The organism is Mycobacterium sp. (genome assembly GCF_035499775.1).
GTDB lineage: Bacteria > Actinomycetota > Actinomycetes > Mycobacteriales > Mycobacteriaceae > Mycobacterium.
On record NZ_DATJYB010000088.1, the window covers coordinates 14,892 to 40,447 of the forward strand.

Genomic DNA, 25,556 nt, shown 5'->3' on the forward strand with positions numbered 1-25,556 from the left:
GGCACACCAAAGTGGTGCAGATGAGGCGGGTGAGGGTGACGTGTTGGGTATAGCCCCCGGTTACGGTTCGTCGGTCGCGACAGTCAGGCCTAGCTCGCTTGCCCGGGCTGCGAGTCTGTCATCGAAGGTGGCGATCGCGGCACTGTGCTGCTGCGCGGTGTAGAGCACGCAGCAGTCCGGCATCTTGAGCTTCGTGGTCGCGCGCAGCTCGCCGAGGCGACGGGCAGCACGCGCCGGCAGGTCCAGGCTCTCGATCTGCAACTGTCCCAGCAACCGTTGAAGCTTGTCGGCTTGCCCGGCCCGCGCGGCACCGACGTAGACCTCGGCGAGCGTAATAACGCTGGCGGCGAACGACTCCAGGGACCATGCCCGCAGCAGAGCCGTTGCGTCAGCATGGTGTGCGTCGGCCGACTCGAAATGCCCGATCAAGACGCTCGCGTCGAGGACGATCACTCGGGCCAATCCTGACGCAGCTCCTTGAGATAGTCAGCTCCGAAGGCGCCGGACAGCGCACCGCTGGTATTTTTGACCGCTTGCCGGCGCTGGCGAGCCACGGCACCGTGATCGCGGGCGAGCGTGTTCCGGCCCGCGAGGATGAGGTGACGCAACAGTGCACCCGGCTTGTCGGCGAGGTCCGGCCACGCGCGGCGGGCGATCTTCAGCGCATCCGCGATGTCGTCGGTTTCGGTAATGGCGTGGCGCCGACGGTTGGTGGGCATGTGTGCAGTGTAACACTCACCGACCCGGTGTAACACCGAGCGATCGTCACGCACCACCCGCCGCCGCGAGCGCGCTCATATGTACCCGAAAACACCGCATCGGCCGGCATTTTGCGGCGCCTCACGGCCAGTCCGCGTATGGCGAACGGCCGATCAGTTGTATTGCGTGCTTCCCTCGACAGGATGCGTCGTGCTAGATGCCTCGTTGCACGTCGGCCCGGTCTTTGCCATGGTTGCGACGACGGCCGCGCTGGCGCAGCTGGCGACGGCATTGGCTCCGGCGACGAGTACTGCACGAATCGTCATTGATCCACTCCTCACGAGGAGGCTCAACCCAGTGATGGGGAGCGTACGCAGTGTTTGCTGAGCGCACAATCGGGCGGGTGGCGCCGTAGACGCTATGGTGAGTATTCATGGATCCCATCGCCACCGCTGACGCGATCGCAGCGGCAGCGCACGCGAGCCAGGTCGACAAGGCCGGCATGCCCTACGTGGGACACGTCCGGCGCGTCGCGTCCTATGTGGACCCCGCCATTCCAGCAGCCGTGGTGGCGGCGTTGCTGCACGACGTCATCGAAGACTCCGGCGTCACCGCTGCCGAACTGGCCGACCGGGGCATCCCCACGGAGGCGATCGACGCCGTCGAACTCCTCACTCGTCGCGCCAACCAGCAGCCCGCCGACTACTACCGGTGCATCCGTGAACACGCGATCGCTCGCGAGGTCAAGCTCGCCGATCTGGCCGACAACACCGATCCGGCTCGCATGGCGACACTGAGCGAGTCCGACCGTGACCGGTTGACCCGCAAGTACGCCACCGCCTACCAGGCGCTCGGCGCCGACTTCGACGACGGAACACGCCGCCGATCCCGCGCACCGGGCTGAGCCGCGAGCAGACGCAGAATCGCACGCGGGACACCCGCGGAGTGCGATTCTGCGTCTGCTCGGCGGCGGAAGAGATCGCGTGCTCAAAAGCCAAAGGAGAGTTGGTCACCCAACGGCTTCTTGTCTGCCGGCGCTGGATCGTCGTCAGCGCTGAGAAGCCTGTCGAGAGCAGCAGTGTCGGACAGCTCCTGGGCGCCCAAGTCGATGAGTGCGCCGTTACCCGCCGCTGCACCGGACCCGGTCCATGCGGCGACGCGCCCGAACTTATTCTTCAGCGCCTCGGTCGCACCGCCCCAGGTTCCGCCGGTCTTGCGGTCGGTGGCAACCACTATTGTGCAGACCGCTAGCCCGTAGATGATCTTGTTGCGTCCCATGGCATTTCCCACCGAGAACGGTGCGCTCGGGCTGTAGGGCGTAATAAGGCAGATCTGCCCGTTGACCACTCCTCGCCTGATTCGGGGTCGCGCAACCGTTCGCTCCAGGGAGTCAGCGAGGATCCCGACTACTTGCCCTCCGACCTCAAAGGCGCCATTCATCGCGGACTGATCGACGCCGCGCGCTGCGCCGGATACCACGGGGAAGCCCAACTTAACGGCAGTGTGCGCGATATCGGCGGCGACCTGGGAGCCCTCCTGCGTGACGTTGCGTGAGCCGACGACGCCCACTCCGTCGGTGGCCAGCAGAGTTGCGTCACCGACGCCGTGCAGGACAGCTGGCGCGTTGTCGCCCAACCGGCGGCGCAGACGCGCGGGGTAGTCGGCGTCGACGCACGTGACGGTCCACGTTCCCGAGTGATTCAACCGCTCAAGGGCGATCGCCAGTCCGGCGCCGCGATCGAAGAGCGTGGCGATACGCTCGCCGTCTTCAGTGCCCACAGCTAACTCCGTGGCTATCTCGTCCGCTGTCATGCCTCGCAGCGAGGATGGCTCGACCTGCCGCCGCAGTGACCAGAATTCGCGCGCAGACAAGGGCTTGGCTGTGGATTCGACCAGGCGACTGGTCAATGCCAATGCGGCCAGCCCTTGCTCGTCTAGCATCCTCATCCCTTGGTCTTGGCTACTGCGAAAGGGTAGACCGGGCCGCTGCCGGCGGTTATCAGTAGCTCACCCAGTATGGTCATCGTCCACCTGGAGTCGCTGATATCGTCTACCAACAGCACGGGTCCAGTGGGCACTCTGCCGCGCGTTTCGAAAACGTCGGTGACGTTGGCGATCTGCTGAGCGCTGTTCTCCATCAGCTTCTGCGGGGCGTTGTCGCGCACCTTGACCAGACAGTCGGTAACCTTGACACCCAATTGCCCACCGAGCCGTGTCGCGAAATTCGGCACCAGGATGCGGCTTGTGTCGCGTGTCGGTACGCACACAATGACACCGTCGAACCCAGGTAGCCATTCGCTGATCAGATCCGCAGCGGCCGTGACCATCTCGTCGGGCAACGGCTGGCCGGTGCGCTTGGCGTCCAGAAATGCATCCCCCCAGCCCGGGTCGGTGATGTAGCAAAGGGCTCGGCCCGGCTCGATGGGGTGGGCGATAGTGCCGGATCGATGCCCCAGCCAGCGTTTTCGCGGCTCGATAGCGATGGGTCGCTGCCTGATGAAACTGAGGGCCCGGGCCACCATCCGCGGGTCGGTTGCGGCGTCGTAGCGCTTGCCCGTGCAATTGTCGCACCTGCCGCAGGGCTGCACGTCGGTGTCGTCGAGCGCATCGCGGATGAATGCCATTCGGCACAGTGTCGTCGTGGCGTAGTCACGCATCGCTTGGTGCTCGGCCAGTCGCGCTGCTCGTACCCGTTCGATCCGTTCTGTGTCGAACGTCCAGGGGCGAAGGGACCGGCGATACTTCGACCGTTGTTTTTGCACCGCACCCTCAACCTCGAGGACTTTGAGAATGGCGACGATGCGCCCCCTGGGCATGTTGACGTTCTCTTCGATCTCGCCCTGCCCCACCCAGTCAGCCTCAGCCGCGAGGTAATCGACGATTTGCTCGGCGTGCCACTGCAGCGGCAGGCCGTGCTCCAGGAAGTACACCCAAATATCCTTGTCACTTTCACCCCACAGCAGCACCACCTCGGCATGGTCGACTGAGCGGCCCGCCCGTCCCACCTGCTGGTAATAGGCAACGGGGGAATCGGGTGATTGGAAGTGGATGACGAACGATAAGTCCGGCTTGTCGAACCCCATGCCGAGTGCCGATGTCGCGGCGACCACCTTCAGGTCGTTGTCCATCAATTGCTTCTCGATCACCAGGCGTTGATCCGGCTCGGTTTCTCCGGAGTATGCCGCCGCGCTGATTCCGTTTGCGTTCAGCCACTCCGCTACCCGCAGTGTGTCTGCAACGGTCAGGCAATAAACGATGCCGGAACCCGCGAATTTCGGAACCCACTCAGCCAGCCAGGCCAGCCGTTGCACAGTCAACGAGATTTTGACGGAGCTCACCGACAGACTCTCACGGTCAAGACTGCCGCGGATAACCTCGAGATTCTCACCGAGTTGGTGGCGAATGTCTTGAACCACACGGTCGTTGGCGGTAGCCGTGGTGCACAGCACCGGTACGTTCTTAGGCATCAGGTCGAGCACCCAGACGAGTCGTCGGTAGTCGGGTCGGAAATCATGGCCCCAGTCGCTGATGCAGTGCCCTTCGTCGATTACCAGTAGCCCGGCCTTACGGGTCACCGGTTCGAGGAGTCGGTCTCTGAAGTCCGCGTTGTTGAACCTTTCAGGGGAGATCAAGAGCAGATCCACCCGCCCTGCCAGTAGGTCTCTTTCGATCTCGTCCCAGTCGTCTCTGTTGCTGCTATTGATAGTCCTCGCGTTCAGATGCAAACGGGTGGCCGCGGCGATTTGATCGCGCATAAGCGCCAGAAGTGGCGAGACGATGATCGTGACGCCGGCGCCCTCGTCGCGAAGCAACCGGGTCGCTACGAAGTAGACCGCACTTTTGCCCCATCCGGTGCGCTGTACGACCAGAAGGCGACTCCGCCGCTGGACCAGACCTTCAATGGCCTCCAACTGGCCCTCGCGAAACATTGCTGACGGGCCTAGCGCGCGGCGCAAAACCGCCAACGCTGCGTTCTCGAAATCCGTAGCCAAGGATCCCCCAATGGTCATGCGCAGCGTAGACCGCGTGGCCGACACTTGGAGATCAGCGGTTGCTAGTGATCCGCGGTGGCCCCCCAGTGAGCCGCGAGCAGACGCAGAATCGCACGCGGGACACCCGCGGAGTGCGATTCTGCGTCTGCTCGCCGAGGTAGGCCGCGTACGCCTCAACTATTTCGTCTGCGTGACAAGCTCGGGTCGAATCTGTTGCGCCGCAAGAAGAGGCGGCTTCCGATTGGGCTGAGGCCACGTTCCGTGATAGGCGACTCCGCTTGTGGGACAGTGACCTTCGTCATCCAGGCTCCTCCGGTGGCACTATCCGTCATCGTGCCCGATAGTCATATGAACGAGATATGAACGAGGGAGCACCTATGTCGACTAGTTGTCGCGCTCGACCTTGGTAACAAGCGCGCGAAAATGGGCGAGATCTTTCAATTTCACCGCGAAATCATCGTCGCGGGTGACGATGCGCTGTCCAGGACTATCGCCGAGGAGCTACGGGGCGCTGGCGCGCGGATCATCAAGATCAACACCGCCGCCGATCTCCTCGGCGCCGGCGTGCATCGCGCACGGGCCGTCGTCTGCGCTGGGCCCAGCGACGCCGTAAATCTCGAAATCGCGCTACTGGCAAGAGAATACAGTCCGACAGTCCGCGTCGTGGCACGACTGGCCAACGATGTGCTGCGCCGCGCGGTGGCCGACGTCAGCGGCCCCGGTGCGATCTTGGACGTCGCCGAACTCGCCGCACCATCCCTCGTCGAGGCAGCGCTCTCGCGCAACGCGCACCAGTTCGAGACCGCCGGTATCAAATTCGTCGTCTGGGGATCCGAGGCGCCGCACAAAGGGACGCTGCGCGACATCTACGGCGACCTGGCACCGGTGGCGGTGGTCCACGGCAAGAACTCACCTACCCCAGGTGAGGTGGTGCCATGTCCGGGACGGGATCTGCAGGTCTACCCCCGCGACTGGACCTCGATGATCGGCGTCAAGGACGAGCTGGAAGCCCGCGGGATCAATGTGCCGCCCCCGACCGCGACTCGTGCTCGACACTCCCGGGTGCGACGGGTGATCGACGCCGTGCGCGCGATGCGCGACGACGTGAACCCGATGCTTTATCCCTCGTTGGCATTCGCGCTGTTGCTGACGCTCGGCTCGACAGCGGTCGTGCATTTCAACTACCGGAACCCGCCGATGTCGTGGCTCGACGCCCTGTACTTCGCCTCCGAAACGATTACGACCGTCGGCTATGGCGAATTCAGCTTCGGCCAACAGTCCAGCGCGCTGCGACTGTTCGTTGTCGGGTTGATGTTCGGCGGCGCGATCGTCACCGCCATCCTCGTCGCTTTCCTGGCGGACCTGCTGCTGTCGCGCCGCTTCGTCCAAGGAGCCGGACTCCGGCGGGCACGCCACATGCGCGACCACGTCGTCGTCGTCGGATTGGGTTCGGTGGGCATTCGCGTCGTCAGTGACCTGGCCGCCGCGGGATACGACGTCCTGATCATCGAGAACGACGAGAACAACCGCTTCCTGCCGACCGCGGCCAAACTCGACGTCCCGGTAATTTTCGGTGACCCGACGATGCGCCAGACGCTGGAATCGGCGCACCCCGAGCGCGCCCGCGGGGTGGCGGTGGTGACCAGCGACGACATGGCGAACATCGAGACCGGGATCGTGCTGCTCGAGATCTTGGGATCCGACACCAAGTCGCCCATCGTCATGCGGGTACAAGGACGGGCGCTGGGCACCGCGATCAATCAGCGGTTCGGTTTCGAAAACGTGCGCTCGATCGTCGACCTGGCGGCCCCCTGGTTCATCGGCGCCGCGATGGGCCTGCAGGTGCTCGGAACCTTCTGGGTCGGTCAGCGCTCGTTCATGGTCGGCGGAATGCTCGTGGCGGAGGGCAGCGAGCTGGATGGACTAACGATGGTGCAACTGTCGACCCAAACGCGGGTCATCGCGATCATTCGACCGGAAGGGCCGGTCAGGCTACGTCCGCGCCGCGACGCCCGACTGAAAGCCGGCGACACCGTCTACCTCATCGGCCCTTACCGTGAGCTGATCGCGACGCTGCGCAAGGGCCAGCCGCCACCGCAGACCGCGATCAACGGCGAGCGCGCGGCGACCCTGGCGGCGGCGCGTTCGCACCGGTCGGAAGTGCGCCTGCCGAAATGGGCGCCGGACCCGGACGGTTAGCGAGCGCGAACTACGTTGTGCGCGTTGGCTTCCGAGAGCTGTGGTGGTTATCGAAGCGCACTTCGCGGCCGAACAGCGACACGGGATCGGTGCTGAACTTTTACGTGGCCGTAAAGAAAGGTGTTTTGATTTCGCCTAATCTTCTCTTGAGTCTCCTTGACTAGAAGCCGATTCGGCCCGCACAGAGAGAAGTCCATGACCCACACGACCGTCGGTCCGGGGAAGTGGACGTGGTCGACAGTGTGCGCGGTCCTGCTGTCCGCCACCGCGCTCCTTTCCGCAGCGCCAGCATCAGCAGATCCAATTGATGACACGTTTGTCGCGGCCCTTGCGAAGGGCGGCATCACCATGTCTGGCCCCGGCACCGCGGTTGCGATGGCCCATGGCGTGTGCGACCAACTCGATACCAACCGAAACACAAGCTTTCTGGCGATGAATCTGGCGAAGCACACCGTTCTCTCGCTGAAACAATCCAGCTACTTCGTCGGCGCTTCCATGTCCGCCTACTGCCCGCAGTACATAGGGCATACCGACGATTCGCTGAACTGGCTGAGGCCGTATTACCCGGTAGCGCAGTGGTGAGTTACACGTCGTAGTAGAGCGCAAACTCGTACGGCGTCACCCGCAGGTTGAACGGCGCAATCTCGAAGTCGCGTTTGTAGTTGATCCACGTCTCGATCAGGTCAGGCGTGAAAACGCCTCCCTCGGTGAGGTATTCGCTGTCTTCCTCCAGCCGGTCGATCACCGCGGACAGCTGGGTAGGTGCCTGCACGATTTCCGCGGCCTCTTCCGGCGGCAGCTCGTAGAGGTCCTTGTCGACCGGGGGAGGCGGCTCGATCTTGTTCTTGATGCCGTCCAGGCCGGCCATCAGCATGGCCGCGAACGACAGGTAGGGGTTGCCCGAGGAGTCGGGGCAGCGGAACTCCAACCGTTTGGCCTTCGGGTTGTTGCCGGTGATGGGGATACGCACGCACGCCGAGCGGTTCCGCTGGCTGTAGACCAGGTTGATCGGGGCCTCATAGCCGGGAACCAGCCGCTTGTAGGAGTTGACCGTTGGGTTGGTGAAGGCCAGCAACGAGGGAGCGTGGTACAGCAAACCGCCGATGTAGTGGCGCGCGGTGTCCGACAGACCGGCGTACCCCGTCGCGTCGTACATCAGCGGGACGCCGTCTTTCCACAGCGACTGGTGGCAGTGCATCCCAGAGCCGTTGTCGCCGAACAGCGGCTTGGGCATGAACGTCACGGTTTTGCCCGCCTGCCAGGCGGTTTGCTTGACGATGTACTTGTACATTTGATGGTCGTCGGCCGCGTGCAGCAGCGTGTTGAACTTGTAGTTGATCTCGGTCTGGCCGCCGCCGCCCACTTCGTGATGGCCCTTCTCCAGAAAGAAGCCGGCGTTGGTCAGGTTGGTGAGAATCCGGTCGCGCAGGTCGACGTAGTGGTCGGTGGGGGCGACCGGGAAGTAGCCGCCCTTGGGGCGGACCTTGTAGCCGCGGTTGGGGCTGCCGTCTGCCTCGTTATCTTCTCCGGTGTTCCACCACCCCGATGTCGCGTCCACCTTGTAGAACGAGCCGTTGATGGTGGAGTCGAATTTCACCGAGTCGAAGATGTAGAACTCGGCCTCGGGGCCGAAGTAGGCGGTGTCCGCGATGCCGGAGCTGATCAGGTAGTTCTCGGCCTTGCGGGCGACGTTGCGCGGGTCGCGTGAGTACAACTCGAGGGTGAACGGGTCGTGCACGAAGAAGTTCACGTTCAGCGTCTTGGCGTCCCGGAACGGGTCAAGGGTGGCGGTTTCCGGATCGGGGAGCAGCAGCATGTCCGACTCGTGGATCGATTGGAACCCGCGAATCGAGGAGCCGTCGAACGCCAAGCCTTCCTCGAACACGTTCTCGTCGAAGACGTAAATCGGAATTGTGAAGTGCTGCATGGTGCCCGGCAGGTCACAGAAGCGGACGTCGACATACTCAATGTCCTGGTCCTTGACGAGCTTGAAGATATCGTCGGGCGTCTTTTCGGACACGGATTCCTCCTCTGCGTCGATATCCGCGGCCTCAGCCCGGCATGATCGGTGTTCGCGACCGTCGCGGCGTCCTCCAATTCACGCACGTCACGGCGTCCCTCGCATTCCGGGCGGCTTGTCGGACCTGCCCGGGAGAATGGTCCTATGGGGAAAGCCGGTGTCAGCTCACATGCTGGCGAACTTTGTGGTCCATCCGGAAAGCCCGCGGTTGTATACCAGGACGCCGCTTGACGACGTTGTGTCTCTGATCGGCGGTTTCCACCTTCGACAGCCGGGCGCTGTTCGGGGAAACTTCCCTGGCCGCCGGACGGGTCTTGCTGAGGTCCGGCGGCCGTTGCACGGGGTGCGGGCTGCAACTCGATCTGGCGTACGAGGATGCCCGCGACCGGGTGCATATCCACACCGTCCCTCGGCCGGGGGAGCCACGACGTCGCGCACTGCAGAAGTCGCAGAGCGGCGGATCTGGCCGGGTCGGCGGTAGGTACGACGCGGCCTCGATAGTGATTCTCCCGTGGTATCCACGGGAATTACCCACGGATTGGCCTGCCGCGCTTTGCGATTCATGTCATGAAAGGACGCGCCACGACGGGCTCACCAGCTTTCTGGACTTCAGATTGTCTCTTCACCCGCGCTGTCCATCCTGCTGTGCACAGCGCTCGCTATCGACGCTGTACGGGAGGCTGTCGTCCTACTCGGCGGTGCCGCCCTGGACCGAGGCGATGGGCTGCGTTGTAGAGCCCTGGGAGTGGGTCTGCGCGGAGTGCGGTCACCAGTGGTAATCGTCTGCGGACCAAGCGGATTCACGCGCTAGTGCGCGCGGCTCGGCGGCGAAGGACGCCGTGCTGCTGTTCGGTCTCCGGAATGATTGGGGCGTAGACCGACTTCCTGGTCCCGGCCCGCAAATCCCGCATGCGTTGGATCGCGCCTTTGTAATCGAGTCCGTAGTTGTCGATCAGCCAGCACCCGACTACCGTGCCGGTGCGGCCCTTGCCGCCCCAGCAGTGGATGTACACGCCCTTGCCGGCGTCCAGCTCGCTTCGGATGTGAGCCACAATCACGTCGTAGCCTGCTTCGTCGGCGAGGATGCTCATATCGCGGATCGCGAACCGGTGGTGACTCGGCACTGGCCGCCCCGCCTGCTCGGCTGCGTCGACGAGCAGCTTTGGGGCATACGGGCGCAGTTCATCGGATTCGGTCAGATCGACGAACGAGTTGATACCGGCAGCCATGAGCAGACGGACCTTCTCCTTCGCTTTGTCTTCCGAGAGAGATCCCGGGTACTCACCGGCGAGCAACCGATCGGGTTCCACCCACCACGCATGCATGACCTTGTCATGTCTCCATGTCGGCGCTGAACTCTCAAAGTTGTTATCTGCCAATGGACTTACCCCCATTCATCGATGATGGTGCGCACCGACGGGTGCACGGCGCCGTAGCCGACCACCCGGATGTCCAGGCCGGCGTATTCCACGACGGCCAGTGCACGTCTCATCGCGTCGTCGATCCAGGCGTCGGCGTTGCCGAAGGCCCCACCGCCCAGGCGGGTCAGCAGCACGGTGTTCGAGCCGCCGGAGGCCGCCTGCTCGGCCGCGGCCAGCACGGTCGCTTCGTAGGCCGCTTCGAGGACCAGTCGCGCGAACGATTCCCACGCGGCACGCGGGACCATCGAATACGAAACGGGCAGCGCCGAGCAGAACGCCTGCGAGACGATGCGCCGCGGGCCTTCGGTCACGTCGGTGACCTCCACGTTGCGGTGTAACCCGACGGCCAGCTGTCCGCGCAGCGCGTCCCGAAGGCCCTCCGACGCTCCTGCGAGCAGCCCGGCAATTGCGTTGAGGCCCTCTTCGGTGCACAGCGCGTAGCCGTTTCGCGTCGTCCAGAGCGCACGGGCCGGTTGCCCGAGTTCGGCTGACAGCGCGTCACCCAGGCCGGCCAGCGCGTCGAGCTGGCGATCGCTGGTCTGCCCGGTTCCGCCGGCGACGGGCACGCAGTAGTTGCGGTAGATCGTGGCGGCGCCGGCCGCGATCGCACACGCCGGGCCCTGGGTGCGGTCGTAGGCGTATCGGGTCACTCCCTCTTCAGGGCGGACGCTGTAGTCGGTCATTTCCAGCAGGTTGAACTGCGAGGCGACCTGGAACAGCGCGCCGGCGAATTCGGGTTCGGCGTGCAGCGCCCTGGCGTCGCCGACCAGAGAGCTCACGGTACTGCGTTGCGCTACAGGAACATTCACCCGAGAGCGCAGCTCGGCCAAGGTGGGAATCGACAACTCCCCACACGCGTACCGCCTGCCGTTGACCGTCGAGACCAATTCGTCGCCCTCGACACGCAGCCGGCTCCGCGTCGACTCGTAGCCGGCCTCGGGAAACCCGGTGAGGCGTTCGAACCAATCGCTCATGCCGCGAATCATGCCAGCAGCCACCGACAGGCCCGTTGACTCTGCGTCTAGGGCGACAAACTGCGAGTAGGGTGCGCCGCCAACGCAGAATCAACACCCCAGCGCGCCGCCGAGCCGCCAAGCCGCCAAGCCGCCAAGAGAGACCGAGCACTATCTTTTCACCCGAGGGGGCAACGAATTGCTTCTGACCACTCCACGGCGGGTACTGGGATAACGATGAGCGAAAGCGTGCAAACCGGAACCATCACGACGCAGGTCCCAGCGAGGCTGGATCGGCTGCCCTGGTCGCGCTTTCACTGGCGCGTAGTGGTCGGGCTGGGCGGCGTGTGGATTCTCGACGGGCTTGAAGTCACGATGGTCGGCAATGTGTCGGGCCGCCTGGTCGAACACGGCAGCGGCATCGAGCTCAACCCCGCAGACATCGGCATGGCAGCGGCGATCTACATCGCGGGGGCGTGCCTGGGCGCATTGTTCTTCGGTCACCTGACCGACCGCTTCGGGCGGCGCAATCTGTTCGTGCTGACCCTCGTGGTGTACTTGGCCGCCACCGTTGCGACCGCATTCGCCTTCGCCCCTTGGTATTTCTTCGTCACCCGTTTCTTCACCGGCGCCGGCATCGGGGGCGAATACGCGGCCATCAACTCGGCGATCGACGAATTGATCCCCGCGCGCGTGCGCGGTCACGTTGACCTGGTGATCAATGGGACCTATTGGCTGGGGTCTGCCCTGGGTGCGGCCGGCTCGCTGGTCCTGCTGAACACGTCGAACTTCCCGGCGGACGTCGGCTGGCGGCTTGCGTTCGGCATCGGGGCCATTTTCGGCATCTTTGTCCTTGTCGTGCGGCGCAACGTGCCGGAAAGTCCGCGGTGGCTGTTCATCCACGGCCGCAACCAGGAAGCCGAGCAAGTGGTCGGCGAGATAGAAGCCGAAGTCCAGCGGGAAACCGGCGAAGCGCTGCCCGAGCCACGCGGGAAGCCGTTGACGGTCAGGCAGCGCGAGACGATTTCGTTCGTGGAGATCGCCAGGGTGGCGTTCAAGCTCTATCCGCGTCGCGCGGTGCTGGGGCTGGCGCTGTTCATCGGGCAGGCGTTCCTGTACAACGGCGTGACATTCAATCTCGGGACGCTGCTGACCAAGTTCTACGGCGTCGCGGCCGCGATGGTGCCGCTGTTCTTCATCCTGTGGGCGCTGAGCAATTTCGCCGGCCCACTGCTGCTCGGGCGGCTGATGGACACCGTGGGCCGCAAGCCGATCATCGCGCTTTCCTATCTTGGTTCGGCGGCGATGGCCGTGGTACTCGCCGTGCTGTTCGGCAACCAGACCGGCGGTGTGTGGTTGTTCATCGCCGTGCTGGCAGCGACGTTCTTCCTGGCCTCGACGGGTGCGAGCGCGGCGTATTTGACCGTCAGCGAGATCTTCCCGATGGAGACCAGGGCGCTGGCGATCGCGTTCTTCTACGCGGTGGGAACGGCGATCGGCGGTATCACCGGGCCGCTGTTGTTCGGCGAGCTGATCAATTCGGGTCAGCGCGGTCAGGTGGTCTGGTCATTCCTGATCGGAGCGGTGGTGATGGCGATTGCCGGTCTGGTGGAAATCTGGCTCGGCGTCGCCGCCGAGCAGCGCCCCCTGGAAGAACTGGCCCTGCCCCTGACGGTCGCCGACGCCGAGGACGACTGACGCCGGCGAGCAGACGCAGAATCGCGCGCGGGAGGCCCGCGCAATGCGATTCTGCGTCTGCTCGCGGGACTACCCGTAACGTGGCACGCGTGGCAGCGCAGAAGCCCCACTCCCGCCTTTCGGTAGAGGACTGGCTGCAGGCCGGCTACACCTTGCTGGCCGAGCAGGGGGTGCGCGCGCTCAAGGTCGACCGCCTCTGCCAGCAGGCGGGTGTCACCCGCGGCAGCTTCTACTGGCACTTCGAGGACATGGACGGCTACCGGGCCGCGCTCGTCGAATCGTGGAACACGTTCCTGGAACGGGACCGTCACGACCTGGCCGAGCTCGACGCATTGCCACCGCGAAAGCGGTTGTCCGCCATGATGACCGCGTTGATCAGCCCGCAGCACTGGATACTGGAGCGCGCGATGCGCGAATGGGCCCGTACCGACCCCGTCGCAGCCGCCAATGTCCGTGCGGCCGACCGGCGCCTGATCCGCTCGGTGACAAAGGCCTACGCCGACTTCGGTTTCAGTCCCGCCGACGCCAAGCTGCGCGCCGAGCTGACCTTCGCCGCCGGAATCGGGCTGCTGCACCTCGCCGGGTCGGCGGCCCAGGCGCAAAAGGCGGCCCAACGCGAACGATTCCTCGACCTGATGCTGGCCGACCCGACGTAGCCGACAGCTTGACAGGCAAACCCGATAACGGGCTATCCTACACGTTGTCGGAAATTCCTACACAGTGTCGGAAACAGGGGGACCGCATGATCGGGATCCGCGATTTGATGTCGTTGCCGCAGGTCGAGGCGGCCGAAGACTATGGCTTCTTCGGCCCCGATTCGGTGACCTGGAAGGTGTGGAGCTATCCGACCTCGCTGACGATCGGGTTTCAGCGCTCGGTGGTGATCGAAGAACTCGACCCCGCACTGGTGGCGGCCGTCGACAAGACCCACGAAATCTACAAGCGTCCCCGCACCCGCTACGACCGCACGTTGCGCTACTTCGCCATGGTCGCCTTCGGCGACAGCGCATCCACGGTCAAGGCGGCCGACGTGCTGGTGAAGATCCACTCGAAGGCGGTCGGCACCGACGAGGTGACCGGTATCCGCTATGACGCGAACGACCCGGCGTCGCAGTTGTGGATTCACCTCACGGCGTGGCACTCGATCCTCGTCGCCTACGAGAAGTACGGTCCCGGCAAGCTCTCGCCTGAAGAGGAAAAGCGGTACTGGGCCGAGTGCGCGTTGGCGGCCGAGTTGCAAACCTGCGCCCCGGCCGACGTGCCGACTACCCGCGAGGGCATCCGCCAGTACTTCGACGAAATGCGGCCCCAGTTGCTGGGTTCCGGCATCGCCAAGAAAGCGATGAACCACCTGCTGCGCGCCGAAGTGATGTTGCCGCCGATGCCGCCGGCGCTACGGCCCGGCGCCCTGCTCGTCGCCACAGTCCTGCGGCAGGGGACGCTGGCCACGATGCCCAAGTGGATGCGGCAAATGTCCGGGCTCCCGGTAAATTCCGCGCTGGACGCGGCGGTGGTCCCGGTGCTGCGGGTCGCATTCAAGACGATCAGCATGAGCACCCGATTCCAGCTGATGCTGTTGCAACTGCTGTCGCCCACCACGGTCGAGGTCGCGGCCCCGGTGCTGCGTTCCGTTCCGGCACGGGATCCGGTGACCACCACACCGAGTCAGGCGCAGGCCCGGTTCGGCTTCGATGCTCCAGCGTTGGCGCACAAGCAGTTCCGTGACCGCCAGAAGGCCAGGGTGTTCGACGAGGGCCTGACGCCCAGCGAAGAGGGCATCATCGAGTCCCAGCCGATCCTCGGTTCCGTCGTGTGACCCCGCGCAACGCGGCCGGCGATCGCGTGCGCGCCGAACACCTCGGCCCGCAGCGCCGCCGCCCGCAGGTGCTCGACGTGGCGCTGGAAATCGCTGCGGCCGAAGGGGTTTCCGGAGTCACCATGGGAGCGATTTCGGCGCGCATGGGCGTCAGCCGGCCGGTCGTCTACGACTGCTACAACGGGCGCGGTGAGGTACTGCGGGCGCTGCTCGATCGGGAGTCGGATGTCGCCCTCAACGCGCTGCTGGCGATCCTGCCGCCGCTCAAGACCACCTCGGTTGAGCAGATGTTCGTCGACGGATTTCGATCCCTCCTCGAGGACGTCAAGCGGCGTCCGGCCTCCTGGCGGATCATCTTCGCCAATGACCCTGATCCGCTTCTCGCCGAGGCGATCTCGCGTGGCCGGCGACGAATCAGCGAGCAGGTTGCCGCGGTGATGCGCCCACTGTTCGAAAGGTGGCAGGTCGAAGATGTCGACCGCGTCACACCGGTACTCACCGAAATATTCGTCGGGCTCTGCGAAACCGCGGCGCGGATGATGCTCGAGCAACCCGACACGTGGTCGCCGGATACCCTGGCCGACATCGTCGGCCGCGCCGCGTATCGCGCATTGCGGGCCCGCTCGGGCTAGATCATCGCGATCGGGGAGATTTTCGCGCCGATCGCCAACGCCCCGGCCAACTCGCAACTCATGTCGTAGTCGAACACCACATGCCCCGCTGCGATGTCCACGTCGCGCTTGAAGCGCTGCATGGGATTCGACAAGAACTGGGCGCTGGCACCGGACGCTTCCATGAGGTCGGCGATGATCGCCCGGCACTCGCGCACCGTGTGGGCTGCGGCCAGGCGCGCGTCGGCGCGTACCGATCGGGTGACTCGCGTGCCGCTGGTCACGAGTTGTTCGATACCGTCGGCGGTCTCGGCGACCAGCGCCCGCACTGCGCGCAGCCGCACCCGCGCATTGCCCAGCCTGATCTGGGCGGCCGGCTGATCCTTTTGCGCGACACCGGAATACGCCAGCACCCGGGCGCCGAGCCGCTCGGCATAGAGTTCGGTCACCCGCTCGGCGGCCCCGAGCACCGGCATCGACGCCAGCAACGCGAGGGCGGGAACCATCGGCCACCGGTAGGTCGGCACCGCGTGCGCGTGCGCTCCGGGCGAGGTGCCGCCATAGATGTCGGCCACCAACACAATCCGGTGCTCGGGTACGAAGATCCCGGTGGCGACGACGTCGTGGGAACCGGTGCCCCGCATGCCCGCGGTGTGCCATACATCGTCGACCACGACGTCGTCGGCCGGCACCACCACCAGGGCGGGCTCGATCTTGTCGGTCCGCTCGATGATCGCCCCGAGGATCATCCACTCGGCATCCATCGCGCCGGTCGCCCACGACCACCGACCGGTCAGGCGCACTCCGTCGTCGACCGGGCTGCCCCGCCCGGTCGGGGCCAGCGGAGCCGGTGCCAGCACCGGTCCCGCGGCGAACACTTCCTCCTGAAGCTGCGGGTAGAACAACGACAGCAGCCAGTTGTGCAGCGCGTAGAAACCCAGGGTCCAGGCACTCGACGCGCAGCCATGCGCCATCCGCCGAACCGGTTCCAGCAGTTCGGGAAACGACGCTTGAATCCCACCGAACCGAGCCGGGAGCAGAAGCCGAAACAGGTCCGTCTGCCTGAACTCGCTCACCGTCGCCGCGGGCAGGCGGCGCAGCCGCTCGGCCTCCTCGGCGCGCTCGGCTAGCCGCGCGACGAAGTCGTCGGTGATCCCGTGCGCTGGCATGCCGTCGACCGTACCATACTTTTTGGTATGCTAAGGCGCCTTGGGGCCCCACCACAGTTCGTGGATGTGGCGGTCGTTCCTGCCGACGTAGACGACGTGCTGGGTGCCCTGCGCGTCGAATGCGTACCCGACCGCGCCGTTGCCGCCCGATAACGGCGCACCGAGAGCGGTGGTGAGGTCGTCGGTGTGCCAGCCGTCGCGATCGGACCACAGCTCCACAATGTGATCGGCGTCGACGATGACATGCTGGGTGCCCTGGGCTTCGAACGCATATCCCGACACCGACCACGGACTGCCCGGCGCGCCCACGGTAGCGGTCAGATCGTCGGTGTGCCAGCCGTTGTGATCCCACCACAGCTCGCGCAGATGAATGTCCTCGAGGGGCGCGCTCTTGTAGATGACATGCTGGGTGCCCTGCGCCGCAAACGCATAGGCGGTAAAGAACCCGCCGATCGAGGATTCCGCGCCGGCCGCTGCGCTCACATCGCCGAGGTGCCAGCCGCCCGCGTCCGACCACAGTTCATGCATGTGGCGGTCCTGGCCGCAGTAGATCACATGCTGACCGCCACCGAAGAGGTACGCCGCGGGATGACCGCCCTGGTCGGCGGGCGGGGCGGCCAGCACCGCGGCCATATCCGTGTGATGCCAGCCCGTGCGGTCCGACCACAGCTCGTGAACATGGTCATCGGGCCAACTGAAATAGACCACATGCTGGGTGCCCTGGGCCTCGAACCCGTAGCCGGTGATCGCGTCCGTGGCAAGCGGGGAGTGGGTCAGCGCGGTGAGATCCTCGACGTGCGAACCGCTTTGGTCCCACCACAGATCCTGGATGTGGTGGTCTGTGCCCAGATAGATCGCGTGCTGGGCGCCCTGGAAGGAATACCCCGAAACGTCCAATCTCGAAGGCGGAGCTCCGCCGGCGGCCGTGCTCAGATCCTTGTGGTGCCAGCCGGTCCCGTCGTGCCACAGGTCCTCGATGTGGCCTTGGACTTTGACGTACAACACGTGCTGGCCGCCGTCGGGCTGGGACACGTAACTGGCGATGCCGCCCAGCACCGCGTCCGGGGCGCCGGTCAGCGCGCTCAGATCCTGCTGCTGCCACAACGACTGTGGCACAGTGGCTTTCGCTGGCGTTGCGGTCGGAGGCGCGGTGTGCGACGAGCACCCCGCCACTCCCGTCGCGACGACGGCCGCCGTGGCGGCACGGCCAGCAACTGCCGAAAGCCGTTGTCAGCCAAGGTTGTAGGAGTCCTTCGAAACCTGGAAGAAGTGGCCACTGCTGTTGTCGGTGCACTTCATGCCCGAGGGGTCGCTCGCGCACGTGATGCTGCCGGCGGAGAGGGTTTGGCCGTAGTTCAGCGTCTGCTCGCCCGCGACACGCAGCGTGTCGCCATGGCACGCCATGGCGCCCAGCTGGCCCGCGTTCAGGGTGAAGCGGTTGCCCCATTTGATGTGTTTGGAGCATTCCGGACCCGGCGGCACTTGGTAGGTGTATTCGGCGATATCGCACGCGGCACCCCCGCTGTCCAGGATGCAGGCGATGTTTCCCGACGGCGATTGAAAATTCTGGCTACTCGCGTGCGCGGTTGACGGGAAGGCGATCGTCGCCGCGACCGACGCGGACGCGATCAGCGCCAGCTTCGTGATCTGCATCTAGTGTGTCCCCTCGGCAAAGTGAGTCAGGTCAAGCTTTGTCATAGCACTTCGCGGTGGGCTTGTCGGTGGGTTTGAGTACCTTGCCGGCATGAGTACTTCCAGGGCGAGCGCGAACGGCGGGTTCGGCGGGCTGGTGGCGGTGCTGTTCCTGATAGCCATCGTCATCAAATTCATCTGGTGGATCCTCGGGGCCTTGGTCCTCGTCGGCATCTTCTTCGTCGCGCGGGCCGTCGCGCGCTGGTACAGCAAACGCTCCGCCGAATACGCGCGGTATCGGGACGGCCTTGCCGCTCGTGCCGATGAACAGCACAGCTGGGTGTTGCAGGGCGACGACCGCGGGATTTACGGCATCGAGGGCGCGAAACTCATGCACTTTCTCTATCCGGCGCTGGATGTGGCGAGGCGCCCGGTCAAGCGGTCCAGCCGGGGGCCATAGTGCCGTGAGGGGCGGGTAAACGGCCGGGTTGTTACCATCGCGCGGTGAGCGATCCGGTGGGGTTTGGCCGAATGCGACCGTTGAGCAGGCGCGATGTTTTGAAGTATGCCGGTGCTGCGCCGGTGATACTGGGCGCCGTGTTGATCGACCCCCCAAGCGCGTCGGCCGGCATCTCCGGAATGGCCGTCTTCCTCGACCCGGGTCACAATGCCGTGGCCGACGCCTCGATCAACAGCCAAGTTCCCAACGGCCGGGGTGGGACGAAGCAGTGCAACACGTCGGGGACGGCTACCGACAGCGGCTACCCGGAGCACGCGTTCACCTGGGACGTCGTCGGGCGCATTGCGGCGGAACTCAATCAAGCGGGCGTGCGCACACAGCTGTCGCGGGAGAACGACGGTTCGGTAGGACCCTGTGTCGACCGGCGCGCCGCGTTGGCCAACGCGATGCACCCGGACGCCATCGTGAGCATCCACGCCGACGGTGGACCCTCGTCCGGCCACGGGTTCCACGTGAACTACTCCAGCCCGCCGCTCAACGCCGCCCAATCCGGGCCCGCCATCCAGTTGGCGCACACGATGCGCGACGCCCTGGTCGCCTCCGGTATGCAGCCGGCCAACTACATCGGGTCCGACGGACTGTATGGCCGCGAAGACCTGGCCGGCCTGAACCTTGCCGAGTTCCCTGCGGTTCTGGTGGAACTCGGCAACATGAAGAACGCGGACGACGCGGCGAAGATCCAAAGTCCGGACGGCCGGGCGCAATATGCCGCGGCTGTCACCAAAGGGATAGTTGCGTATCTGAACGCCAAGGCGGGAACCGGCTAGGAGAGCTATGTCAGCAGTGCGCCGCATCAGCCCCGTTGCGAGCCGGCGGTGACAGTCCCTGGGAAACCCGGTGGGCGGCACAGCCGCGTCCCGCAAAGGCGAACCTGGCGCAGTCGGCGGGTGATCGCCATTCTCTTGGCGCTGATCCTGATGGCCGCGATCGTGACGATCGCGGCCGTGTTCACCTACGACCACGCACCACAACCCAAGGCGGCGCCGGCCCCAAAGCCGACCGGCGCACCAGCCCGACCGGCGCCCGCCACCTCGCCCGCACCGCAGCCGGCACCGCAGAATGCACCGAACGACGCGCTGAGCGCGGACTTCGCCAAATTGCAGAGCAGACTGAACGCCAAGATCGGTGTCGTCGTCAGCCCGGTCGGCAGCGGGCAGGGCCCGATGACGTTGGGCAGCGACTGGACCGAGGGACCGGCCTGGTCGACCATCAAAGTGCCCTTGGTGATCGCGGCGCTCCGGCAGCAGGGCACGCAACAAGTCACCGACACAATGAAGGCCACCATCACCGAATCCGACAATGCGGCGGCCGAAGCAATCTGGGCGCAACTGGGGGAGCCGGTCACCGCCGGCCAACGGGTGCAAGACGTGCTGAAAGGAACCGGCGATCCCACCGTCGTCCAGTATTTAAGGGTGCGGCCGCCTTACACCCCCTTCGGGCAGACCATTTGGTCGCTGACCAATCAAGTCCGGTTCCTTGCCAGCGCCTCCTGCGACAGCAAGAACGACCCGATATTCGCGCTGATGAGTCAGGTCGTGCCGGGGCAGAGTTGGGGGATCGGGACCATCGCCGGCACGCAGTTCAAAGGGGGCTGGGGACCGTGGCCGACCGGCAAGTACCTGGTGCGACAGATGGGCATCCTCACGGCGCCAACCGGAAAGGTCGCGGTGGCGATCGCCGCGGAACCCTCGTCGGGGCAGTTCGACGACGGCACCAAGGACCTCGGGGAGATTGCCGACTGGCTTAACGATCACCTCGCTGCGCTGCCCGCCGGAAAATGCGCCAGCGGGTGACTTGAACACCGTTGACCGGCAACCGTTGTCGGCCCCATCCGATTGTCTCGGGCGGCAAACACTGCGCAAAGGTCGGTATGGTGCCGCATACTGTCCGTGCGACAGGAGGTGACGGTGTCTGCAACGGATCCGCGGGTCGGTACGACATTCGGCAAATACAACATCACCGGCGTTCTGGGCAAAGGGGGAATGGGAGAGGTCTACGAGGCCTACGACAACGAGATCAACAGAACGGTCGCGCTGAAGATCATCAAAACCCAGTACGCGAACGACCGCACGTACCGCTTGCGGTTCGAACGCGAGTCGCACGCCGCGGCGAAGCTGCAAGAACCACATGTCATCCCGATTCACGGATACGGCGAGATCGACGGCTCGCTGTTCATCGACATGCGGCTGGTCCGCGGCACCGACCTGCAAACCATTCTGGAAAAGCACCCCCTCGAGCCGGATCGGGCAGTCGCGATAATCAGCCAGATCGCCGCGGCGCTCGACGCCGCCCACGCCGAAGGCCTAATCCACCGTGACATCAAGCCGCAGAACATCCTTGTCACCCCGGCCGATTTCGCTTACCTCGTCGATTTCGGCATTGCCGAAGCGATGGGCGATAGCGGCAACACCCGGCTGACGCAGGTCGGCTCGGCGATCGGCTCCTGGTCGTACATGGCGCCGGAACGGTTTGCCGACAAGGAGATCACTCCCGCGGTCGATATCTACTCGCTGGCGTGCGTGCTGTACGAAAGCCTGACGGGTGTGATGCCGTTTGCCAACGCCAGTCAGCAGGCGGTGATCGCGGCGCACATCACGACGCCGCCGCCCCGGCCGAGTGTCACGAATCGCAGAATTTCGCCGGCCTTCGACGAAGTCATCGCCCGCGGCATGGCAAAAGAACCCGACGATCGATACGGCAGCGCAGGCGCATTCGCGCGGGCGGCCACTCGGGCACTACGGACCCAGGGCACCGTCCCGGTCAGCACGCCGGAAGTGGCGCCCACCCAGTTCGGCACGCCGCACGCCGCTCCCACCCAGTACGGCACGCCAGAGGCCGCTCCCACTCAGTACGCGGCCTGGCCGCCGGCGCGGCCGAAAGAAGCTGTTCCGCAATATTTCCCGCCGTCCGCGCCGGATTTTCGGCCACCCCCACCCCCGCCCGCGGCCGCGCCCGCCAGTCAGGGTGAACGGTCAGGTGGGTCGCGGTGGGTGATCGTCGTCGCCGCGCTGGTGGTTCTCGTCGCGATCGGCGTCAGCATCGGTCTTGTCGCAAAGATGAATTCGAGTTCCGCACCGACCCCGACGGCCGAGTCGACGACTACCGCCACGTACCCCCGTGAGCCGTCGTCGACCGCATCGTCGTCGCTACCGAGTCCGACCGAGTCGCTCCCGAGTGGCAACATACCTCCGCCGCTCGTGACCGGCGCGGACGCCGCCCACCAAACCTGCGACGGAGGCTTTCCCCTTCCGAATGCCACCGGATTCGGCACGCGCGGCGGACGCGGCTCAGTGGCGACGTCGTGCTTTTTCGCGAACTCGGTCCTGAACGCGTACTGGAACGAATACCACAACGCCAGCCTCGCGGCGCGATCGGTGTCGGCGCCCGGATCCGTGCCCTGTACCACGGTCAGCACCAACTGCGATCCGCGAAATAACGCGAACTTTCTCATGCAGTGCGGCCAGGACGGCCCCAACCCGTGGATCAGGTGCACCGGCGGGAACAACGCGGTGGTCTACCTCTGGTAATCCGCGGCAAAGCGACAAATTTCGCTGCCGCGCAACGGTTGTCGCTACACACGACGAACGCCCGCTTGGGACAGCAATTTTGCGAGAGCGCGCCGTTCAGATCAGCTGGACCACCGCGGTCACCACAACCACCGTCAGCGTGCCCATCCCGATGATGTACACCTGGCGGCGCGGAGTGATGCGCGGCGGTAGCGGGCGGATCGCCAGCGTTCGCTCGCGCTGTATCGCGATCAGATAGGCGCACAGCGCCACGATGGCGGCCAAGACGGTCGGGATAAGCGCGACCGGACCGCCGTTCAGGTTCTTGAACGCCAGCAACGCGCCATTGACCAGGAACGCGAACGACGTCCGGGTCCATGCCAACGTTGTTCGTTCGGCCTGCAGACCGCGATCCGGTGCGCTCAACCCATCAACGCCTTGGCGATGACCAATCCGAGCGCGACGACTCCCAGCGCGATCAGGCCCAGCGCGAGAAAACCCGGCGTGGGGTGACGGGGCAAGGGCAAGCCCCGGCGCATGGCGCGATCGGCCTGCTGCCAGCGCAGCATCCCCATCCCGCTGGTAGCGATGGCCAAGACCGCGAGCCCGACGCCGAGCATGCGACGCGCGCCCGGGATCGTCAGCTCCGGAACCAGCTGCACCAGCGCGACGGCCGCGGCCAGCAATCCGAGCGAGGTGCGCTGCCAGGACAGGAACGTCCGCTCGTTGGCCAGGGTGAACCGGTAGTCGGGCTCGGTCTCGGTCGGGCCCGCTGGGTCGCCGGGCCTAGTGCTGTTGTCGGCCACGAGGCACATCGTAGATTCGTGGGCCGGGAAAATAGCATGATGACCCACGTGGTTAAGGCGTTGTTGTTCGACGTGCAAGGCACGGCGACGGATTTTCTTTCGACCGTCTGCGGCGAAGCGCAGCGGATCAGCGCCGGCCGTTACCCGGACGTCGACTGGCCTGAACTGGTGCGGCATTGGCGCGCAGGCTATTTCGACGCATTGGAGGCTGCCGGCGGCGACGGATGGGTTTCGGTGCACTCGGTGTACCGCGCCGCGCTGGACACCGTGCTGCACGAGGCCGGCATCACCGGACTTTCGGCCGCCGAGCGTGCGGAGCTCACGTTGGCCTGGCAGCGCCTGACGCCGTGGCCGGATGTGGTGCCCGGGCTGACGCGGCTGAAAACTAAGTACACCCTGGCCACCCTGTCGAACGCCGACGTCAGCGCGGTGGTCAACATCTCCAAGCGAGCGGGTTTGCCGTGGGACGCCATCTTCGCCGCCGAGATGGCCGGGGTCTTCAAACCTGATCCGGTCATCTATCGGATGGCCGCGACCTACCTCGGCCTGGACCCGCCCGAGATCATGATGGTGGCCAGCCACAAGTACGACATCCGCGCCGCCGCCGGTCTCGGTTTCCGCACCGCGTTCGTGGCACGTCCATTGGAGTTCGGAGTCGACGGCGCCGCCGACGTCGAGTACTCCGAGGAGTTCGACTTCAACGCGCCGGACTTCCTCGACCTCGCCGATCAGCTCGGCTGCTGACGCGTAGGCACCCGTCGCGGTCGGCCGCGGGTATTAGCTATTTCGCTGATGTTTTGCGACGCGGCTCGCCGCATGCTGGCTAGCATGAGCGCAACTGAGTGGAGCGACGTTGGTGTGAGCGACCTACCCACGGGAACCGTGACGTTGCTGCTGGCCGACGTCGAAGGATCGACGCGGCTGTGGGAAACCCAGCCCGACGAAATGACGGCCGCCGTCGCACGTCTGGATCAGGCGTTGTCTGAGACGGTCGCCGCCCATGACGGGGTGCGCCCGGTCGAACAGGGCGAGGGAGACAGCTTCGTCATCGCGTTCGGCCGCGCTTCCGATGCGCTGGCCTGTGCGCTGGATCTGCAGCGGGCGCCGCTGGCGCCGATCCGGTTGCGCATCGGGATGCACACCGGTGAGGTCCGGCTGCGTGACGAGGGAAACTACATCGGCCCGACGGTCAACCGCGCGGCGCGACTGCGCGATCTGGCCCACGGCGGGCAGACGGTGCTGTCCGGCGCCACCGAGCCGCTTGTCGTCGACCAGCTTCCCGATGGTGTTTCGCTGATCGACTTGGGGTCACATCCGCTTCGCGATCTGCCGCGCCCCGAACGGGTGACGCAAATGTGCCACCCCGACCTGCGCAACGACTTCCCGCCGTTGCGCACCTCCACTGAGGCCGACGTTCATAACCTTCCGATGCAGCTGACGAGTTTCGTTGGGCGCCAAGCCGAAATGCGCAGCCTGCGGGATGCGCTGGCCACCAATCGGCTGGTGACCCTGACCGGCGCCGGCGGGGTGGGCAAGACCCGGCTGGCCGTGCAGGTTGCCGAAGCGGTGGCGCGGGATTTCGCCGACGGTGTTTGGTACGTGGACTTGGCGCCGGTCACGGTTCCCGAGGTGGTGCCGCTGACGGTGGCCCGCGCGCTGAGTCTCGTCGACCAGCCGGGTCGCTCGACGATGGACACGCTGCTGCGATTTGTTCGCGACCGCCGGCTGCTGGTGGTGCTGGACAACTGCGAGCACCTGCTCGACGCCAGCGCCCAGGTGGTCGTGGCGCTGCTCGGTGGCGCCTCGTGCCTCAAAGTGCTCGCGACCAGTCGGGAGCCGCTCCTGGTGACCGGCGAGGCTACGCGGCAGGTGCCGTCGCTGTCGCTGGGCGACGAGGCGATCGAGTTGTTCGCCGATCGTGCCCGCCTGGCCCAGGCCGACTTCACGCTCACCGACGACAACGCCGCCGCGGTGGCGGAAATCTGTCGCCGTCTGGACGGGATGCCGCTGGCCATCGAGCTGGCCGCGGCAAGGGTGCGCACGTTGTCGCTGGCCGACATCGTCCAGAGCCTGCATGACCGTTTCCGCCTGTTGACCGGTGGCTCGCGCACCGCGGTGCGTCGGCAGCAGACTTTGCGGGCGTCGGTGGACTGGTCGCATGCCTTGCTTACCGACGCCGAACGCATCCTGTTTCGCCGGCTGGCGGTGTTCCTCGGCGGATTCGACCTCGACGCCGCACGGGCGGTTGCCGGCGCCGACCAATTGCAGCGATACCAGGTCTTGGATCAGCTCACCCTGCTCGTCGACAAGTCGCTGGTGGTTGCCGAAAATACCAGTGGCCCAACGCGATACCGACTGCTCGAGACGGTACGGCAGTACGCGCAGGAGAAGCTCGGCGAGTCCGGCGAAGCCGACGCCGTCCGGTCGCGTCACTGTGATTACTACACCTCGATGGCGGGCGTACTGGACTCCCCGGCCCGCAGTGACTATGAACAGCGCCTCGAGCAGGCCGAA

General features: G+C 65.4%; 26 protein-coding genes. 13 read left to right on the top strand and 13 right to left on the bottom strand.

Annotation, left to right across the window (positions count from 1 at the left end; all coding sequences use genetic code 11):
- Nucleotides 1-60 precede the first annotated feature (60 nt).
- The 3 genes from VML93_RS05415 to VML93_RS05425 all read right to left on the bottom strand — a co-directional run bounded on the left by VML93_RS05415 (nt 61) and on the right by VML93_RS05425 (nt 1,025).
- Nucleotides 61-453: a type II toxin-antitoxin system VapC family toxin gene (locus VML93_RS05415; RefSeq protein ID WP_325608490.1), complete on the bottom strand. Its 393-nt coding sequence runs from the start codon at nt 451-453 to the stop codon at nt 61-63.
- Nucleotides 450-719 (bottom strand): hypothetical protein, encoded by a 270-nt coding sequence (locus VML93_RS05420; protein WP_325608441.1) that lies wholly within the window; start codon nt 717-719, stop codon nt 450-452. Before VML93_RS05420 ends, VML93_RS05415 begins: the two co-directional genes overlap by 4 nt.
- Nucleotides 720-872: 153 nt before the next feature.
- Nucleotides 873-1,025, bottom strand: a complete 153-nt coding sequence (locus VML93_RS05425; RefSeq protein WP_325608443.1) for a hypothetical protein — start codon at nt 1,023-1,025, stop codon at nt 873-875.
- Nucleotides 1,026-1,132: 107 nt separating this feature from the next.
- Here VML93_RS05425 and VML93_RS05430 point away from each other — a divergent pair, with 107 nt between their 5' ends.
- Nucleotides 1,133-1,603: a guanosine-3',5'-bis(diphosphate) 3'-pyrophosphohydrolase gene (locus tag VML93_RS05430; RefSeq protein ID WP_325608445.1), complete on the top strand. Its 471-nt coding sequence runs from the start codon at nt 1,133-1,135 to the stop codon at nt 1,601-1,603.
- An 83-nt stretch (nt 1,604-1,686) separates the two neighbouring features.
- On the opposite strand, the gene VML93_RS05435 is transcribed toward VML93_RS05430, so the two are convergent.
- Together VML93_RS05435 and VML93_RS05440 are read right to left on the bottom strand one after the other, a co-directional pair.
- On the bottom strand, nt 1,687-2,640 hold the full coding sequence (locus VML93_RS05435) for a DNA-processing protein DprA (RefSeq protein WP_325608447.1): 954 nt from the start codon (nt 2,638-2,640) through the stop codon (nt 1,687-1,689).
- Between the two features lie 2 nt (nt 2,641-2,642).
- Nucleotides 2,643-4,709 (bottom strand): RecQ family ATP-dependent DNA helicase, encoded by a 2,067-nt coding sequence (locus tag VML93_RS05440; protein ID WP_325608449.1) that lies wholly within the window; start codon nt 4,707-4,709, stop codon nt 2,643-2,645.
- A gap of 405 nt (nt 4,710-5,114) precedes the next feature.
- Here VML93_RS05440 and VML93_RS05445 point away from each other — a divergent pair, with 405 nt between their 5' ends.
- Complete coding sequence (locus tag VML93_RS05445; RefSeq protein WP_325608451.1) at nt 5,115-6,890, top strand: NAD-binding protein; 1,776 nt, start codon at nt 5,115-5,117, stop codon at nt 6,888-6,890.
- A 195-nt stretch (nt 6,891-7,085) separates the two neighbouring features.
- A complete protein-coding gene (locus VML93_RS05450) occupies nt 7,086-7,472 on the top strand; it encodes a DUF732 domain-containing protein (protein ID WP_325608453.1) in 387 nt (128 codons plus the stop codon).
- A 1-nt stretch (nt 7,473) separates the two neighbouring features.
- Here VML93_RS05450 and glnA read toward each other — a convergent pair whose 3' ends face one another.
- The 3 genes from glnA to VML93_RS05465 form a co-directional block, all read right to left on the bottom strand.
- The gene (gene glnA, locus VML93_RS05455) at nt 7,474-8,910 is read right to left on the bottom strand and encodes a type I glutamate--ammonia ligase (RefSeq protein WP_325608455.1); all 1,437 of its coding nucleotides are present in this window, start codon (nt 8,908-8,910) and stop codon (nt 7,474-7,476) included.
- Between the two features lie 800 nt (nt 8,911-9,710).
- Nucleotides 9,711-10,235 carry a serine/threonine protein phosphatase gene (locus tag VML93_RS05460; RefSeq protein WP_325608457.1) on the bottom strand — a complete coding sequence of 175 codons (525 nt, stop codon included), beginning with the start codon at nt 10,233-10,235 and terminating at the stop codon, nt 9,711-9,713.
- A gap of 59 nt (nt 10,236-10,294) precedes the next feature.
- Nucleotides 10,295-11,305 (bottom strand): hypothetical protein, encoded by a 1,011-nt coding sequence (locus VML93_RS05465; RefSeq protein WP_325608459.1) that lies wholly within the window; start codon nt 11,303-11,305, stop codon nt 10,295-10,297.
- A 216-nt stretch (nt 11,306-11,521) separates the two neighbouring features.
- Between VML93_RS05465 and VML93_RS05470 the strand changes: the two genes are divergently transcribed.
- From VML93_RS05470 to VML93_RS05485, 4 genes are all read left to right on the top strand, one after another.
- Nucleotides 11,522-12,982 (top strand): MFS transporter, encoded by a 1,461-nt coding sequence (locus tag VML93_RS05470; protein WP_325608461.1) that lies wholly within the window; start codon nt 11,522-11,524, stop codon nt 12,980-12,982.
- A gap of 89 nt (nt 12,983-13,071) precedes the next feature.
- The gene (locus VML93_RS05475; RefSeq protein WP_325608463.1) at nt 13,072-13,638 is read left to right on the top strand and encodes a TetR/AcrR family transcriptional regulator; all 567 of its coding nucleotides are present in this window, start codon (nt 13,072-13,074) and stop codon (nt 13,636-13,638) included.
- A gap of 86 nt (nt 13,639-13,724) precedes the next feature.
- Complete coding sequence (locus tag VML93_RS05480; RefSeq protein ID WP_325608465.1) at nt 13,725-14,798, top strand: oxygenase MpaB family protein; 1,074 nt, start codon at nt 13,725-13,727, stop codon at nt 14,796-14,798.
- Nucleotides 14,795-15,430, top strand: coding sequence for a helix-turn-helix domain-containing protein (locus VML93_RS05485; RefSeq protein WP_325608467.1), 636 nt, complete (start codon nt 14,795-14,797; stop codon nt 15,428-15,430). Before VML93_RS05480 ends, VML93_RS05485 begins: the two co-directional genes overlap by 4 nt.
- Here the strand turns inward: VML93_RS05485 and VML93_RS05490 are convergent.
- The 3 genes from VML93_RS05490 to VML93_RS05500 all read right to left on the bottom strand — a co-directional run bounded on the left by VML93_RS05490 (nt 15,427) and on the right by VML93_RS05500 (nt 18,231).
- Nucleotides 15,427-16,578: an acyl-CoA dehydrogenase gene (locus VML93_RS05490; protein ID WP_325608470.1), complete on the bottom strand. Its 1,152-nt coding sequence runs from the start codon at nt 16,576-16,578 to the stop codon at nt 15,427-15,429. The two genes, VML93_RS05485 and VML93_RS05490, sit on opposite strands and share 4 nt — an antisense overlap.
- Nucleotides 16,579-16,608: 30 nt before the next feature.
- Entirely contained in the window at nt 16,609-17,694 is a 1,086-nt protein-coding gene (locus tag VML93_RS05495; protein WP_325608472.1) for a hypothetical protein, read from the bottom strand.
- Between the two features lie 114 nt (nt 17,695-17,808).
- On the bottom strand, nt 17,809-18,231 hold the full coding sequence (locus VML93_RS05500; RefSeq protein WP_325608474.1) for a DUF6636 domain-containing protein: 423 nt from the start codon (nt 18,229-18,231) through the stop codon (nt 17,809-17,811).
- 91 nt (nt 18,232-18,322) lie between these two features.
- On the opposite strand from VML93_RS05500, the gene VML93_RS05505 reads away from it, so the two are divergent.
- The 4 genes from VML93_RS05505 to VML93_RS05520 all read left to right on the top strand — a co-directional run bounded on the left by VML93_RS05505 (nt 18,323) and on the right by VML93_RS05520 (nt 22,257).
- Nucleotides 18,323-18,670 (top strand): hypothetical protein, encoded by a 348-nt coding sequence (locus VML93_RS05505; protein ID WP_325608476.1) that lies wholly within the window; start codon nt 18,323-18,325, stop codon nt 18,668-18,670.
- A 71-nt stretch (nt 18,671-18,741) separates the two neighbouring features.
- Nucleotides 18,742-19,497 carry an Rv3717 family N-acetylmuramoyl-L-alanine amidase gene (locus VML93_RS05510; RefSeq protein WP_325608492.1) on the top strand — a complete coding sequence of 252 codons (756 nt, stop codon included), beginning with the start codon at nt 18,742-18,744 and terminating at the stop codon, nt 19,495-19,497.
- A gap of 120 nt (nt 19,498-19,617) precedes the next feature.
- Nucleotides 19,618-20,523: a hypothetical protein gene (locus VML93_RS05515; protein WP_325608478.1), complete on the top strand. Its 906-nt coding sequence runs from the start codon at nt 19,618-19,620 to the stop codon at nt 20,521-20,523.
- A 114-nt stretch (nt 20,524-20,637) separates the two neighbouring features.
- Nucleotides 20,638-22,257 (top strand): serine/threonine-protein kinase, encoded by a 1,620-nt coding sequence (locus VML93_RS05520; protein WP_325608480.1) that lies wholly within the window; start codon nt 20,638-20,640, stop codon nt 22,255-22,257.
- 96 nt (nt 22,258-22,353) lie between these two features.
- On the opposite strand, the gene VML93_RS05525 is transcribed toward VML93_RS05520, so the two are convergent.
- Nucleotides 22,354-22,662 carry a DUF202 domain-containing protein gene (locus VML93_RS05525; RefSeq protein WP_325608482.1) on the bottom strand — a complete coding sequence of 103 codons (309 nt, stop codon included), beginning with the start codon at nt 22,660-22,662 and terminating at the stop codon, nt 22,354-22,356.
- Nucleotides 22,659-23,051 (bottom strand): YidH family protein, encoded by a 393-nt coding sequence (locus tag VML93_RS05530; RefSeq protein ID WP_414686285.1) that lies wholly within the window; start codon nt 23,049-23,051, stop codon nt 22,659-22,661. The genes VML93_RS05525 and VML93_RS05530 overlap by 4 nt, the downstream gene beginning before the upstream one ends.
- Nucleotides 23,052-23,081: 30 nt before the next feature.
- Here VML93_RS05530 and VML93_RS05535 point away from each other — a divergent pair, with 30 nt between their 5' ends.
- Both VML93_RS05535 and VML93_RS05540 read left to right on the top strand, forming a co-directional pair.
- Nucleotides 23,082-23,786, top strand: coding sequence for a haloacid dehalogenase type II (locus tag VML93_RS05535; RefSeq protein WP_414686286.1), 705 nt, complete (start codon nt 23,082-23,084; stop codon nt 23,784-23,786).
- 84 nt (nt 23,787-23,870) lie between these two features.
- Nucleotides 23,871-25,556: ATP-binding protein (locus tag VML93_RS05540; protein WP_414686287.1), on the top strand; the 1,686-nt coding region annotated here is incomplete at its 3' end.